Genomic DNA, 15,046 nt, shown 5'->3' with positions numbered 1-15,046 from the left:
GTGCGATTGTGCCTCAGTCATGCCGCGCTGGCAGCGTGCCCGAGCAACCCCCTGCCCCGTCATGAAACGTTCATTTCCCTGTGGTCTAGTGGCTGCGTGTTCGAGCCACGACATCTGAACGTATAGACGTATAGGGGTGATGATGCAAAGCGAAACCGCGCGCTCCGACGCGCCCGCCACCAAGGCCACCCAGGCCACCGGCGCCACCGACGCCACCGAGGCCCCCCATGTGGCCCGCGCCGCCTGGCTGCGGATCCTGGCGACCGCGCCCGCCGAAGCGCTCGATGGCCAGTACCAACGGCTTGCGCAAGCGCAGGCATTGCCTGGCTACCGGCTGCTACGCAAGCCGGAGTCCGGCATGGCCATGGTGCGGGCCCGCGCGGGCGGCACCGGAGCCCAGTTCAACCTCGGCGAAATCACGGTGACGCGCTGCGTAGTGGTGCTGGAGGATGGTGCGGCCGACCCTGCCGCCGGCGTTGCCTATGTGCAGGGACGCAGCGTGCGCCATGCCGAGCAGGCCGCCGTGCTGGACGCGCTGCTGCAGCATCCGGCCTGGCACCCGCGCGTGCAGGAACTGGTGCTTGCGCCGCTGGCCGACGCCCGGACCGGTCGCGCCGCGCAGGCCGCGGCCACGGCCGCCCAGACCCGCGTCGAATTCTTCACCATGGTTCGCGGGGAGGACTGAGATGATCACCACGCAACCGATGCTGTCCACGCCGGGCGCCGCGCTGCTGCCCGGCTTCAACGATCCGGTCGACAATGCCCAGCAGGTCTTCCGCGCCGCGCTGCGGGCGTTTGCCCATCCAGGCCAGTTGCAGGCGCTGCCGGTGGGCAGCGGGGTGCCCGAGGGCCTGTCGCCGGCGCTTGCGGCCCTGTTGCTGACGCTGGCCGATGCCGATACGCCGGTCTGGCTGCCGGCCGGCGTGCCGGCGGCGGCGCGGGCGTTCCTGCGCTTTCACTGCGGCTGCCGGCTGACCGACGACCCCGGCGCCGCGGCCTTCGTCTGCGTGCCAGCCGGCCATGCCCTGCCCGCGCTCGCCGACTGCGCACAAGGCGCCCCGGCCTTCCCTGACCGCTCGGCCACGCTGCTGGTGGAAGTGGCCTCGCTCGCCGAGGGCGAGACCCTGACGCTGCGCGGCCCCGGCATCGCGCACACGCAGGCGCTGCGCGTGACCGGCCTGCCGACGGGCTTCCGCGCCGCCTGGCGCGCCAACAACGCCGGCTTCCCGCTCGGCGTGGACCTGTTGCTGTCCAGTGGCGACCGGTTCTGCGCGCTGACGCGCACCACCATCGTGGAGGACTGACATGTACGTAGCCGTCAAGGGGGGCGAACGCGCCATCCTCAATTCCTATCGGATGCTCGACGCGTATCGCCGTGGCGACACCGCGGTGCCCGAACTCACGCTGGCGCAGATCCGCGAGCAGATGCCGCTGGCGGTGGCGCGCGTGATGGCCGAGGGCTCGCTGTACGACCCGCACCTGGCCGCGCTGGCGCTCAAGCAGGCCGCCGGTGACCAGATCGAGGCCATCTTCCTGCTGCGCGCGTACCGTACCACGCTGGCGCGCTTCGGCTATACGCAGCCGCTCGATACCGGCGCGATGCGCCTGCAGCGCCGGATCTCGTCGACCTTTAAGGACGTGCCGGGCGGCCAGGTGCTGGGCCCCACCTATGACTACACGCAGCGGCTGCTGGATTTCTCGCTCGAAACCGGCCGCGCGCCGCAGCCCCTGCCCGCCGGGCAGGAACCGCTGGCCGACACCATGCCGCGCGTGACCAGCCTGCTGGAAGCGGACGAGCTGGTCGAAACCGACGAGATTCCGGCCGGCGACCCCGCCCCGCCCGACCTGACGCGCGAGCCGCTGACCTTCCCCGCCGGCCGCGCCGCGCGCCTGCAGAACCTGGCGCGCGCCGATGAGGGCTTCCTGCTGTCGATGGGCTACTCCACCCAGCGCGGCTACGGCAACTCGCACCCGTTCGCGGCCGAGATCCGCTACGGCACGGCAGAGGTGGAGCTGTTCGTCGAAGAGCTCGGCTTCGCCGTCACTATCGGCGAGATCGAACTGACCGAATGCCAGATGGTGAGCCAGTTCGCCGGCAACGCCGACGAGGCGCCGCGCTTTACGCGCGGCTACGGGCTGGTGTTCGGCTACAACGAGCGCAAGGCCATGTCGATGGCACTGGCCGACCGCGCCATGCGCGCCGAAGCGCTCGGCGAGGCCGCCGACGCGCCGGCCAACGATATCGAATTCATGCTGTACCACAGCGACAACGTCGAGGCCTCCGGCTTCGTGCAGCACCTGAAGCTGCCGCACTACGTGGACTTCCAGGCCAACCTGGAACTGCTGCGCCGGCTGCGCGCACGGGACGCCGACGCGCCGGACAACGCCATGCCCGCCACCGTGGCGGCACCGGCGCAGCCGCAATCACAGTCACAGCCACAGACGCAAGAGGAGACGCTGGCATGAGCGCCGCCGACACCAGCATGGCCGCGGGCATCGCCCGCGACGCGCACTACAACTTTGGCTATCTCGACGAATCGACCAAGCGCATGCTGCGCCGCGCGCTGCTGAAGGCGGTGGCGATTCCTGGCTACCAGGTGCCGTTCGGCAGCCGCGAGATGCCACTGCCGTACGGATGGGGCACCGGCGGCATCCAGGTGAGCGCCGCGATCATCGGCAAGGACGATGTGCTCAAGGTGATCGACCAGGGCTCGGACGACACCACCAACGCCATCAATATCCGCCGCTTCTTCGCCCGCGTCACCGGCGTGCCGACCACCGAACGCACCGCCGAAGCGACCATCATCCAGACCCGCCACCGGATTCCGGAAACCCCGCTGCGCGCGGGCCAGACCGTGGTGTTCCAGGTGCCGATCCCCGAGCCGCTGCGCTGGCTGGAACCAAGCGAAGGCGAGACCCGCACCATGCACGCGCTGGCGGAATACGGCGCGATGCACGTCAAGCTGTACGAGGACATCGCCCGTCACGGCCACATCGCCACCACCTACGACTACCCCGTGATCGTCAACCAGCGCTACATGATGCGGCCTTCGCCGATCCCGAAGTTCGACAACCCCAAGCTGGACCGCAGCCCGGCGCTGATGCTGTTCGGCGCGGGCCGGGAAAAGCGCGTCTATGCGGTACCGCCCTACACCGCCGTCAAGAGCCTGGACTTTGCCGACCATCCGTTCACCGTCGAGTCATGGTCCAACTGCTGCGCACAGTGCGGGGCCACCGACAGCTACCTGGACGAGATCATCACCGACGACGCCGGCACGCGCCGGTTCGTGTGCTCCGATACCGAGTATTGCGCGGCGCGCCAGGCGGCGCAGGCCGTCGATGCCGCCGCCGGGGGCTTGCAATGAGCGCCGCGCCGCTGCTGTCGGTGCGCAACCTGACGCGCACCTGGGACGGCCGGCACGGCTGCCATGACGTCAGCTTCGACCTGTATCCCGGCGAAGTGCTGTGCGTGGTGGGCGAGTCGGGCTCCGGCAAGAGCACGCTGCTGCAGTCCCTGTCGATGCAGGCGCCGGCGCAGCGCGGCAGCGTCTGCTATGCCATGCGCGAGTCCGGCCTGACCGACCTGGCCACCTTGTCCAGCGCGCGCCTGCGGCTGCTGGCGCGCACCGACTGGGGCTTCGTGCGCCAGCACGCGCGCGACGGCCTGCGCATGCAGGTCAGCGCCGGCGCCAATATCGCCGAACGGCTGATGGCCGTGGGCGAGCGCCACTACGGCAGCCTGCGCGAAGCCGCCGGCAACTGGCTGGAAAAGATGGAAATCGACCTGGCCCGGCTGGACGACGTGCCCGGCACCTTTTCCGGCGGCATGCAGCAGCGGCTGCAGATCGCGCGCAACCTGGTCACGCATCCGCGCCTGGTGTTCATGGACGAGCCCACCGCCTCACTCGATGTGTCGGTGCAGGCGCGGCTGCTGGACCTGCTGCGCCGCCTGGTGGCAGACCTGGACCTGGCCGCGGTGCTGGTCACCCACGACCTGGCGGTGGCCAGGCTGCTGGCGCACCGCACGCTGGTGATGCAGGGCGGCCGCGTGGTCGAGCAGGGCCTGACCGACCAGATCCTCGACGATCCCCAGCATCCGTACACGCAGTTGCTGGTGTCTTCCATCCTGCAGGGCTGACCACGATGCACGCAGAACACCCACAGAAGCTGGTCGAGGTGCGCGGCCTCGGCAAGATGTTTACGTTGCACAACCAGGGCGGCATCCGCCTGCCGGTCCTGCGCGCGATCGATTTCGATGCCGCCCGCGGGGAATGCCTGGTCCTGTCCGGTCCATCCGGCACTGGCAAGAGCACGCTGCTGCGCTGCCTGTACGGCAACTACCTGGCCACCGAAGGCAGCATCCGGCTGCGCGATACCAGCACCGACGGCGCGCCGTGGGTCGAGCTGGGCGATGCCACCGAACAGCGCGTGCTGAGGCTGCGCCGCGACGTGATCGGCTATGTCAGCCAGTTCCTGCGCGCGATCCCGCGCGTGGGCGCGCTCGACGTGGTCGCCGAGCCGTTGCGGCAGCGCGGCGCCAGCGAGGACGAGGCCCGCGCCCGCGCGGCCGGGCTGCTGGCGCGGCTGAACCTGCCCCGCCGGCTGTGGGACCTGCCGCCCGCCACCTTCTCGGGCGGCGAGCAGCAGCGCGTCAACATCGCGCGCGGCCTGATCGGCGGCCATCCCATCCTGCTGCTGGACGAGCCCACCGCCTCGCTGGATGCCGACAACCGCGCCGTAGTGGTCGCGCTGATCCGCGAAGCGCTGGCCGAAGGCCGCGCACTGATCGGCATTTTCCACGACGAAGCGGTGCGCGATGCGGTGGCCACGCGCCTGCTGCCGTTGCGCCCCGCCACCGCCCTCGCCTGAACCGAACCGCCCAGAACGGAGCCAGACATGCCTGCGACCTACCTGACCCACGCCACCCTGGTGCTGCCGGACCGCGTGCTGTACGACAGCGCGCTGCTGATCGAGGATGGCCGCATCGCGGCGATCGAGCCGGCACCCGCGGCCGTGCCCGCGCACGCTGCCGTGGTTGACCTGCATGGCCACACCGTAATGCCCGGCCTGGTGGACGTGCATTCCGACGCCATCGAGAAAGAGGTCGAGCCACGCGCCAGCGTGCTGTTCCCGCTGGACTTCGCCGTGGCGCAGGTCGACCGCCGCAACGCCGCTGCCGGGATCACCACGCCCTATCACGCGCTGTCGTTCGCCGGCAACCAGTTCGGCGTGCGCAACGTCGACACCGCGGCCACGGTGGTGCGCACGGTCGCCGCCTACCGGCAGCACAGCCTGGTCGACAACCGCATCCATTGCCGCTACGAGGTCACCGACGCCGGCGCGGTGCCGGTGCTGGAAGCGCTGATGGCCGAAGGCGTGGTCGACCTGCTGTCGGTGATGGACCATTCGCCCGGCCAGGGCCAGTTCAAGACCCTGGACGCCTACCTGGCCTACATGATGGGCAACCACGGCATGAGCCGCGACGCCGCCACCGATGCCGCGCGCCAGAAGGCCACGTTACTGGAGGGCGCGCACGAGCGTGTCAACCGGCTGGTGGCCGCGGCGCATGCGCTGGGCATTCCCACCGCCAGCCACGACGACGATTCGCCGCAGCGCATCGCCGCCATGCAGGCGCTGGGCGTGCGCATGAGCGAGTTCCCGATCAACCTGGAGACCGCGCAGGCCGCTTGCTCGTGCGCGCTGCCCACCATCCTGGGCGCGCCCAACGTGCTGCGCGGCAAGAGCCAGAGCGGATCGATGCGTGCCATCGACGCCATCCGCGCCGGCGCCGGCACCATCCTGTGTTCGGACTACCAGCCTTCCACGCTGATCGCCGCCGCGTATGCCGCCGGGCGCCAGGCCGGGCTGCCGCTGAACCAGGCGCTGGCGCTGGTCACTGCCAACCCCGCCGATGCCTGCCGCCTTGCCGACCGCGGCCGGCTGGCGCCGGGGCTGCGCGCCGACGTGATCGCCGTGTCCGAGGTGGCCGGCCAGCCGATGGTCACCCACACGTGGGCAGGCGGGCGGCTGGTGTTTGCGGCGGGGTATCGGTCGCTGCGGCCCGCCGGGGATGCGGCCATGCCGCGCCAGGCGGCACTGCGCGAGGTCGCGTGACGGCGCGCTGCGGAATAAATCAGCGCCGAGGAGGCAAGCGCCTGCCCGGCGCTGCACACGGATACGTCGGTAGCCGGCGTCACGCCGCGGGATGGAACCCCAGCGCCGCGCTGACCGCGCGCGCTTCGCGCCGCACGGCGCTGCCGATAGGGCCGTCGATGGCCGGGTCGAAACCGCCGGTGGCGCCCAGCGCGGTCAGCACCGCGCAGACCCGCCCGGTGTAGTCGCGCACCGGGGCCGCCACCGCGCTGATGCCCGTGAGGTTGGTGTCGCGCACCCAGGCGCAGTCGTCCGCCTGCACGGCGCGGCGCAGCGCGCCAATGGGGTCGCTGGCATCGAGCTGCGCCAGCCGCGCCGGGCTGGCGGCGGCAAGCTCTTCGCTGGCCTGCGCGTGGACGCCCTTTTCATCGAGCAGCCCCAGGAACACGCGCCCGGTGGCGGACCACAGCAGCGGCATCACCGAGCCCGCGCGCACGTTCACCGTCACCGGCAGGCCCGGTTCCTCGAAGCGCAGGATGGTGGGGCCCTTGTTGCCCATCACCGCAACAAAGCACGTCACCTCCAGGGTCTCGCGCAGTCGCACAAGCGACGCCTCGGCCAGCCGGATCGGGTCCGCCTGGCGCATCGCCGCCATGCCGATCTGCAAGGCCTCGAAGCCAAGGTGGTATTGCTGCGTGCCCGCTTCCTGCGCCACCAGGCCTTCTTCCACCAGGCTGACCAGGTAGCGATGCACCTTGGCCGGGCTTTCGTCGATATGCGCGGCCAGCGCAGTCAGGCTGGCGCGCCCGCCCAGCCGCGCCAGTCCCTTCAGTACGGCCATGCCGGTGACGGCCGACTGCACGCGCTGGCGCCGTTCCCGCGTGCGGGTCGCGGTCTCTTCAATGATGGGTTCGGTAGCTTTGGATCGGGGCATGGCGGAGCTGCGCGACGGTTGCGGGTCTTCACGGCGACAGCGGACGATGCCACGCCGTGACACGGGGCCGGTTCAAGGTTAACCCGCATTCAATCATTACGCAATGCGTATATGATTTACGCAAATTAGAACTCGCCGGTGCCAGGACGCCGGTCCAACCCTCAGGAGACCAAGACCCATGCCCCGCCCCCGCGTTGCCTTTTCCGTGCGCCTGGCTATCGGCGCGCTGACCCTGCCGGTTCTGGCCGCCACCCCGGCCCACGCCGCCGATCCCTATCCCGCCAAGCCGATCCGCTGGATCGTCCCGTACGCCGCCGGCGGCGGCTCCGATTTCCTCGCGCGCACCATCGGCCAGGGCCTGTCGGCCAAGGTCGGACAACCGGTAGTGGTGGACAACAAACCCGGCGGCAATACCGCCATCGGCGCTGCCGAGACCGCGCGCGCGGCCGCCGATGGCTATACCGTGCTGTCGGCTGACAACGGCACGCTGATATTCAATCCCGTGCTGTACAAATCGCTTTCCTACCAACCCGCCAAGGATCTGGCCCCGGTGACGCTGCTGGGCCGGTTCCCGATGATCCTGGTGGTGGGCGCCGCCAGCCCGGTCAAAAGTGCGAAGGAATTCATCGCGCAGACCAAGGCCACGCAGGGCGGCATCAACTACGGCTCGGCCGGCGCGGGCAGCCCGCACCACCTGGCGATGGAACTGCTGAAGGTGGAAGCCGGCCTGTCGATGACGCATGCCCCGTACCGCGGTGCCGCCCCGGCGCTGTCCGACGTGGCCGCCGGCCAGGTCGCCGCGATGATGGTGGACTATGCCGCCGGCGCCGGCTTCATCAAGGGCGGCAAGGTGCGCCCGCTGGCCGTGGCCAATGCCACCCGCCTGCCGCAGTTGCCTGACGTGCCGACCTTTGCCGAGCTGGGCTACCCGCGCGTCGAAGCCGCCGCGCTGGTCGGCATGGTGGTGCCGGCCGGCACGCCGCCGGAGGTGATCAACACGCTCAACAAGGACGTAGTCGCGGCGATCCGCGAGCCCGCGGTCAACAAGCGGCTGGTCGACTTCGGCGTCGAGCCGGTGGGCAATACGCCGGCGCAGTTCAGCGAGCTGCTGCGCAGCGAGTCCGGCCGCTGGACCAGGCTGATCCGCGACCTGAAGATCACGCTGGACAACTGAGTCCGGCCGTAACCGCGGCAGGCCGTCCGGCGCGCCCGGACGGCATGGTTTTTTTGCCCGGCAGCGATGTCCTGCCGGGCTTCGATGTTCGAGGAGTACGCAGCATGGCCATCCCCTCCCCCAGCGTCGCCCGCGGCGGCTGCCCGATCGACCACAGCGCCCTGACCGCACCCAATGGCTGCCCGGTCAGCCACAACGCGGCGCAGTTCGACCCGTTCGGCGACGGCTACCAGCAGGACCCGCCCGAATACGTGCGTTGGTCGCGTGAACAGGAGCCGGTGTTCTACAGCCCGCAGCTGGGCTACTGGGTCGTCACGCGCTACGACGACATCAAGGCGATCTTCCGCGACAACCTGACCTTCAGCCCGTCGATCGCGCTGGAGAAGATCACGCCCACCGGCGACGAGGCCAACGCCGTGCTGGCCAGTTACGGCTATGCCATGAACCGCACGCTGGTCAACGAGGACGAGCCCGCCCACATGCCGCGCCGGCGTGCGCTAATGGCGCCGTTCACGCCCGCCGAACTGGCGCACCACGAGCCGCTGGTGCGCCGCCTCACGCGCGAGTATGTCGACCGCTTCATCGACGATGGCCGCGCCGACCTGGTCGACCAGATGCTGTGGGAGGTGCCGCTGACGGTGGCGCTCCATTTCCTGGGCGTGCCCGAGGAGGACATGGACCTGCTGCGCCAGTACTCCATCGCCCATACCGTCAACACCTGGGGCCGGCCGAAGCCGGAGGAACAGGTCGCGGTGGCGCACGCCGTGGGCAACTTCTGGCAGCTGGCAGGCCGCATCCTCGACAAGATGCGCGCAGACCCGTCCGGCCCGGGCTGGATGCAGTACGGCCTGCGCAAGCAGAAAGAGCTGCCCGAGGTGGTCACCGACTCCTACCTGCATTCGATGATGATGGCCGGCATCGTGGCCGCGCACGAAACCACCGCCAACGCCTCGGCCAACGCCATCAAGCTGCTGCTGCAGCATCCCGAGGCGTGGCGCGAGATCTGCGAGGACCCGTCGCTGATTCCCAATGCAGTCGAGGAATGCCTGCGCCACAACGGCTCGGTGGCGGCATGGCGCCGGCTGGTCACGCGCGACGCCGAGGTGGGCGGCATCCGCCTGCCGGCCGGCAGCAAGCTGCTGATCGTGACCTCGTCGGCCAACCATGACGAGCGCCATTTCGCCGATGCCGACCTGTTCGACATCCGCCGCGACAACGCCAGCGAGCAACTGACCTTTGGCTACGGCTCGCACCAGTGCATGGGCAAGAACCTGGCGCGCATGGAAATGCAGGTCTTCCTGGAAGAACTGACGCGCCGGCTGCCGCATATGCGCCTGGCCGCGCAGACCTTTACCTACGTGCCCAACACTTCGTTCCGCGGGCCGGAGCATTTGCTGGTGGAATGGGATCCGGCGCAGAACCCCGAGCGGCGCGATCCGGCCCTGCTCGCCGTGCGCCAGCCGGTGCGCATCGGCGAGCCCTCGGCGCACACCATCGCCCGCACGGTGGTGGTCGAGCGCGCCACCCCGGCCGCCGACGGCGTGCTCCGGCTGCGGCTGGTGGCGCCCGACGGCAAGCCGCTGCCGCGCTGGGCGCCGGGCTCGCATATCGACGTGGAATGCGGCGACACCGGGCTGTCGCGCCAGTATTCGCTGTGCGGCGATCCGGACGATGCGGCGGCGCTGGAGATTGCGGTGCTGCGCGATCCCGCCAGCCGTGGCGGCTCCGCCTGGGTCCATGGCAGCGTCAGGGCCGGCGACCGCCTGCGCATCCGCGGGCCGCGCAACCATTTCCGCTTCGACGAAGGGTGCGGGCGCGCCGTCTTCATCGCCGGCGGCATCGGCGTCACGCCCGTCAGCGCGATGGCGCGGCGCGCCCGCGCGCTGGGCATCGACTACGCCTTTCACTACTGCGGGCGCTCGCGCCAGGCCATGGCCATGCTGGACGAACTGCAGGCGCTGCACGGCGCGCGGCTGCACGTCCATGCCAGCGACGAGGGCCAGCGCGCCGACTTCGGCAAGCTGCTGGCGCAGCCTGAGGCGGGCACCCAGATCTATGCCTGCGGCCCGCAGCTCCTGCTGGACGCGCTCGCTGAATGCTGCGCCGCGTGGCCGGCGGACGCGCTGCGGGTGGAGCATTTCGTATCGAAGCTCGGCACCCTGGATGCGTCGCGGGAACAGCCCTTTACCGTCGAGCTGAAGGACTCCGGCCTGGTGCTGGAAGTGCCGGCGGGCCAGACCCTGCTGGGCGCGCTGCGCGGCGCCAATATCGACGTGCAGAGCGACTGCGAGGAAGGCCTGTGCGGTTCGTGCGAGGTGCGCGTGCTGGCGGGCCAGGTTGACCACCGCGACGTGGTGCTCACGCGCGCCGAGCGTGACGCCAATCACCGCATGATGGCGTGCTGCTCGCGCGCCTGTGGCGGCGGCCGGCTGGTGCTGGAGCTCTGAGCGTCAGCTCGTCGCATTGAAGGCGTCGTGGTATCTGACCGTTCCGGCCGGACACGCGCCATCGAATGCCAGCGCCTGGAAATACTCCGGCGGCACGCCCGGCAGGACCAGGCCAGGGCGCGCGGCAAAACCGAAGCGTCCGTAGTAGGCCGGCTCGCCCAGCACCACGCAGCCGGCCGCGCCCTGGCGGCGCAATGCGTCCAGCGCCGCGCGCATCAGTTGCGCGCCAATGCCCCGGCCCTGCCGCGGCGGCACCACCGAGAGCGGCCCCAGCCCGTGCCATCCCGCCGCGCCCGACGAGATCGCTACCGGCGAGACGGCAACGTGCCCGACCAGCGTAGCGCCGTCCTGCGCCACCAGCGACACCGTCAACTGGCCTGCCCGGCGCAGCGCATTGACGATATACGCCTCGGTGTGGCTGGCGTGCGACGCATTCAGAAACGCGGCAGTGGTCAGGCGGGCGATGGCGTCGGCGTCGGTGGGCAGTTCGGGGCGGATTTGCAGCGGCATGGCGATGGGGCGCGGCGAATGAGCGTAACGAAGGGCGATCGCGCGTGATTCTACCCCCTGACATGCCAGGGCCGGCACGGCAAGCGCGCCGTTGCGGCGTAGGACAAAGCCTGACAACGGCCGCAACGACACAGGGCTAAAGTAGCAGCGCACCCGCCGCCCCCCGTTCCGTTTGCCTCATGCCCCCTGACCCCGCCGCCGTCCACACTTGCCCCACCCATGATCACCGTCGCTGGCGCAGCGCTGCCGCGCAACTGAGCCTGTCGTTGCTGGCCACGACACTTGCCGTTCCCGCCACGCTGGCCGCCACCGTGGCCACGCCGCCGCCGTTATCAGGCCTCGCCACACTGTTGCTGGGCACGGTGCGCGGCAAGCCTACCGGCATGACGGGCGTTACGCGGCTGACCACCGGCGATGCCGACCGGGAACTGCGCCTGGCCTGCCAGGAGCTGATGCGCGCGGGCCCGGTCGACCTCGACGACACCACCCGCTTTGACGGCTGCGTGGCGCGGCCAGGCAAGATCGTCGAGTTCCACCTGAAGGTCTCCGGCGTGGACGCAACCCGCGACGATACCCGTGAGTTCATGGCCGCGGCCAAGCCGATCCTGGAGCGCGGCATCTGCCGCAATCCGGATGTGCCGGTGCTGGGCAAGCTGGGCGTCAGGCTGCGCTATCACTATGTGGCCGGACAAAAGCAGCTGGTCCTGCTTGATATCCCGCCTGACCAGTGCCACCGCAGGTGAGTCGGCGGACCTCGACGCCTCAAGCCCCCCGCCCGTCCCCCAGCATCTCGTCGCAGACCGCCAGCCAGGCCCGGGCCGCATGCGACAGGTAGCGCCCCGGCGACCAGATATGGGCCATGGTCCAGTCCACGGCGGGTTCGGTGAGGCGCGCCATGGCCAGCGTGTCCTGCGCCTGCAAGCGCTCGGCCAGCGGCTGCGGCAGGAAGGTGGTGCCCAGCCCCGCCGCCGCCATCGACGCCAGGAAATCCCAGTGCCCGCTGCGCGCCACCACCTTCGGTTCGATGCGGGCTTCCAGGAACGCCTGACGCAGCTTGCGAGTGAGCGAGAAATCTTCGGTCAGCATCACCAGCGGCTCGTCGCGCAGCGCCGCCAGCGATACCGTGCGCCCGCGCGCCCAGGCCGCCTTGCGCGGACCCACCGCCCAGATCGGATGGCGGCCGAACTGGCGTGTTTCCAGCGCCAGGCCGCTGTCCCCCGGCAGCACGGTGGCACCGACCTCCAGCTCGCCGCTGGCCACCAGTTGTTCCACCACCTGCCCGCCGTGCTCGTCCAGCGTCAATGACAAGTTGGGATAGCGCTGACGGAACGCGCTGACCGCTGGCGAGAAGAACAGGTTGACCATCGGCGGGATGCCGACCGTCAACTGCCCGCGCCCGAGCGAGGACAGGTCGGATACCTCCAGCGTCAGCCGGTGGACTACCCCCAGCGCCTCCTGGCCGCGCTCGTACACCACGCGGCCCACGTCGGTCAGGCGCACGCTCTTGCCTTCGCGGATCAGCAGCGGCTGGCCGACCTCGTCCTCGAGCTGCCTGACCATCTTGCTGATGGTCGACTGGGTCACGAACAGCGAAGAAGCGGCCTGGGTGAAGCTGCGCAGCCGGGCAGTCTCGACGAAATAGCGCAGCGCGCGGATATCGATGGGCATGGTGGCGTGGAAGGCGGCTGCCCGGCTGCTCGGCCGGCGCCGTCCTCCATGAATAAATGGAATGTGAAGGCCAATATTAAATCATGAATGGAATGCGAAAGGTGCCGCTACACTTCGCTTCCACGCATCGCCCCGCCCGGCCTTCGATGAAGCGCGCAGCGGCGGCGCGGCAGGCCGCCCCCAACTTCCCTTCAAGACCCGCCCCATGGCTAGCTGGCCAAATGCACGACAGTGGCTGTTCTCGCTGAAGGCATTCGCCGCCGCGATGCTGGCGCTGTACATCGCGCTGGCGCTGGGCCTCGCGCGGCCGTACTGGGCCATGGCGACGGTGTATTTCGTCTCGCATCCGCTGACCGGCGCGACCCGCTCCAAGGCGGCATATCGCGTGGCCGGCACGGTGCTGGGCGCGGCCGCCGCGGTGGCGACGGTGCCGCAACTGGTCAACATGCCGATGGTGCTGATGGGCGCGATCGCGCTGTGGATCAGCGTGCTGGTGTACCTGTCGCTGCTGCAGCGCACGCCGCGCAGCTATGTGTTCCTGCTGGCGGCCTACACGCTGCCGATCGTGGCCTTGCCCGCGGTCAGCCAGCCGGCGCAGGTCTTCGATATCGCCGTGGCACGCATCGAGGAGATCGTGATCGGCATCGTCTGCGCCGCGCTGGTGGGCGCGGTGGTGTTTCCGGCCAAGGTCGCCCCGGCGCTGCGCGCGCGTGCCGCCACCTGGCTTGCCGACGCGGCGGCGTGGGCCACGGACCTCCTCGGCGGCAGTCCCCGCGCCGGGCACAGCCGCCACCGGCTCGCCGCCGACATCCTGCAGCTGGACCAGCTGATCAGCCAGCTGGCCTATGACACCGAGGGCAGCCACACGTTGCGCCATGCGCGCGCGCTGCGCCAGCGCATGACCATGCTGATGCCGCTGCTGTCGTCGCTGGACAGCGTGCTGCAGGCCCTGCGCTGCCAGGCCGGCGGCATCCCGCCAGACCTGCGCCGGGCGCTGGCGGCAACGGCCGCGTGGCTCGCGGGCGATGCCGCCGCGGCGCCGCCGGCGGCGCCGGCGGGCTGGCGGCTTCCGTTCCGCCCCGACGCGAGCGGCTGGCACGACGGTCTAGCGGCCACGGCGGCCGACCAGCTGCAGCGCGTGTGCGCGCTGTACGGCGAATGCCGCGCCCTGCAGCAAGGCATCGGCGGCGCTCGGGCCGGCACGCCGCCGGCACCCGGCGGAGCCGCGCAAGAAGTTGCCGGCCATCACCATGACCACGGCATGCTGCTGTTCGGCGCCGTGTCCAGCGGACTCGCGGTGTTCTGCGCGGGGCTGCTGTGGATCTATTCGGGCTGGGAGGACGGCGCCGGCGCGGTCGCAGTGGCGTCGATCGCCTGCTGCTTCTTTGCCGCCATCGACGAGCCGCGCCGCATCGCCGGCACCTTCGTGCGCTGGAGCGCGATCTGCCTGTTGATCTCGTCCGGCTACCTGTTCCTGGTGGTGCCGCATGCGCACACCTTTGAAGCGCTGGCCGCGCTGCTGGCCCTGCCCTATCTTGGCATCGGTCTGCTCATTGCGCGGCCGGGGTTCCAGCTGATCGCGATGCTGCTGTCGGTCAACACCGCGGCGTTCGCCAACGTGCAGGCGGTGTTCGACGCGGATTTCCTTGCCATCTTCAATACCTGCCTGGCCAGCGCCGCGGCCATGGTGTTCGCGCCGCTGTGGTCGGTGGCGGCACGCCCGTTCGGCGCGCGCGCGGCGGCACGCCGGCTGGTACGCGCCAGCTGGCACGACCTGGCGCAGGCCGCCACGCTGCACGCCGCCGATGGCGATGCCCGGCTGGGCGCGCGCATGCTGGACCGACTGGGCCAGCTGGTGCCGCGCCTGGGCGCCGCCGACGATCCCTTGTCTTCGGACGGTTTCCATGCGCTGCAGGTCGGCTATAGCGCGCTGGCGCTGCACCAGGCGTTGCCGGACCTGCCGCCGGCGGCGCGCAAGCCGGTGCGCCGCGTGCTGGCCGCGGTGGCGCGGCATTTCCGCGCGCAACTGCGCGCGGGCCATCGCGTACCGGTGCCAGCGGGGCTGGCCACCGCCGTGGGCGAGGCCATGGCCGCGGTGGCGGCCAGCGGCCGTTCTGGCCAGCGCGGCACGCTTGGCGCGCTGGTGGTGCTGCAGGTCACGTTGCTTCCCGGCCCGGTCATGACCCCGTCCCGCTGATCTCCAATCGTCCCCGCTGCCGC

General features: G+C 70.5%; 14 protein-coding genes. 11 read left to right on the top strand and 3 right to left on the bottom strand.

Going from position 1 to position 15,046, the window contains the following annotated elements:
* The first annotated feature begins 139 nt into the window (after window positions 1-139).
* From phnG to E5S69_RS02665, 7 genes are read left to right on the top strand one after another with little or no spacing between them, the layout of a single operon-like run.
* Window positions 140-685, top strand: coding sequence for a phosphonate C-P lyase system protein PhnG (gene phnG, locus E5S69_RS02695; RefSeq protein WP_171513459.1), 546 nt, complete (start codon window positions 140-142; stop codon window positions 683-685).
* A gap of 1 nt (window position 686) precedes the next feature.
* Window positions 687-1,304: a phosphonate C-P lyase system protein PhnH gene (gene phnH, locus E5S69_RS02690; RefSeq protein WP_171513458.1), complete on the top strand. Its 618-nt coding sequence runs from the start codon at window positions 687-689 to the stop codon at window positions 1,302-1,304.
* Window position 1,305: 1 nt separating this feature from the next.
* On the top strand, window positions 1,306-2,466 hold the full coding sequence (locus tag E5S69_RS02685; protein WP_171513457.1) for a carbon-phosphorus lyase complex subunit PhnI: 1,161 nt from the start codon (window positions 1,306-1,308) through the stop codon (window positions 2,464-2,466).
* A complete protein-coding gene (locus tag E5S69_RS02680; protein WP_216621187.1) occupies window positions 2,463-3,365 on the top strand; it encodes an alpha-D-ribose 1-methylphosphonate 5-phosphate C-P-lyase PhnJ in 903 nt (300 codons plus the stop codon). Before E5S69_RS02685 ends, E5S69_RS02680 begins: the two co-directional genes overlap by 4 nt.
* Window positions 3,362-4,138, top strand: a complete 777-nt coding sequence (phnK, locus tag E5S69_RS02675) for a phosphonate C-P lyase system protein PhnK (protein ID WP_171513456.1) — start codon at window positions 3,362-3,364, stop codon at window positions 4,136-4,138. The genes E5S69_RS02680 and phnK overlap by 4 nt, the downstream gene beginning before the upstream one ends.
* 5 nt (window positions 4,139-4,143) lie before the next feature.
* Window positions 4,144-4,869: a phosphonate C-P lyase system protein PhnL gene (phnL, locus tag E5S69_RS02670; protein WP_171513455.1), complete on the top strand. Its 726-nt coding sequence runs from the start codon at window positions 4,144-4,146 to the stop codon at window positions 4,867-4,869.
* Between the two features lie 27 nt (window positions 4,870-4,896).
* On the top strand, window positions 4,897-6,114 hold the full coding sequence (locus E5S69_RS02665; protein ID WP_171513454.1) for an alpha-D-ribose 1-methylphosphonate 5-triphosphate diphosphatase: 1,218 nt from the start codon (window positions 4,897-4,899) through the stop codon (window positions 6,112-6,114).
* A 79-nt stretch (window positions 6,115-6,193) separates the two neighbouring features.
* Here the strand turns inward: E5S69_RS02665 and E5S69_RS02660 are convergent, their stop codons facing one another.
* Entirely contained in the window at window positions 6,194-7,027 is an 834-nt protein-coding gene (locus E5S69_RS02660; RefSeq protein ID WP_171513453.1) for an IclR family transcriptional regulator, read from the bottom strand.
* A gap of 178 nt (window positions 7,028-7,205) precedes the next feature.
* Between E5S69_RS02660 and E5S69_RS02655 the strand changes: the two genes are divergently transcribed.
* Together E5S69_RS02655 and E5S69_RS02650 are read left to right on the top strand one after the other, a co-directional pair.
* On the top strand, window positions 7,206-8,201 hold the full coding sequence (locus tag E5S69_RS02655; protein ID WP_171513452.1) for a Bug family tripartite tricarboxylate transporter substrate binding protein: 996 nt from the start codon (window positions 7,206-7,208) through the stop codon (window positions 8,199-8,201).
* Between the two features lie 104 nt (window positions 8,202-8,305).
* Entirely contained in the window at window positions 8,306-10,648 is a 2,343-nt protein-coding gene (locus E5S69_RS02650) for a cytochrome P450/oxidoreductase (protein ID WP_171513451.1), read from the top strand.
* Between the two features lie 3 nt (window positions 10,649-10,651).
* On the opposite strand, the gene E5S69_RS02645 is transcribed toward E5S69_RS02650, so the two are convergent.
* Entirely contained in the window at window positions 10,652-11,158 is a 507-nt protein-coding gene (locus E5S69_RS02645; RefSeq protein WP_171513450.1) for a GNAT family N-acetyltransferase, read from the bottom strand.
* 179 nt (window positions 11,159-11,337) lie between these two features.
* Between E5S69_RS02645 and E5S69_RS02640 the strand changes: the two genes are divergently transcribed.
* Window positions 11,338-11,901 (top strand): hypothetical protein, encoded by a 564-nt coding sequence (locus E5S69_RS02640; RefSeq protein ID WP_171513449.1) that lies wholly within the window; start codon window positions 11,338-11,340, stop codon window positions 11,899-11,901.
* A gap of 19 nt (window positions 11,902-11,920) precedes the next feature.
* Here the strand turns inward: E5S69_RS02640 and E5S69_RS02635 are convergent, their stop codons facing one another.
* Window positions 11,921-12,826 carry a LysR family transcriptional regulator gene (locus tag E5S69_RS02635; protein WP_171513448.1) on the bottom strand — a complete coding sequence of 302 codons (906 nt, stop codon included), beginning with the start codon at window positions 12,824-12,826 and terminating at the stop codon, window positions 11,921-11,923.
* A 205-nt stretch (window positions 12,827-13,031) separates the two neighbouring features.
* Between E5S69_RS02635 and E5S69_RS02630 the strand changes: the two genes are divergently transcribed.
* Window positions 13,032-15,023 (top strand): FUSC family protein, encoded by a 1,992-nt coding sequence (locus tag E5S69_RS02630; protein WP_171513447.1) that lies wholly within the window; start codon window positions 13,032-13,034, stop codon window positions 15,021-15,023.
* Window positions 15,024-15,046: the final 23 nt, after the last annotated feature.

Source organism: Cupriavidus necator (assembly GCF_013141915.1).
GTDB classification, from domain to species: domain Bacteria; phylum Pseudomonadota; class Gammaproteobacteria; order Burkholderiales; family Burkholderiaceae; genus Cupriavidus; species Cupriavidus necator_B.
This window is presented reverse-complemented; position numbering and strand designations above follow the sequence as displayed.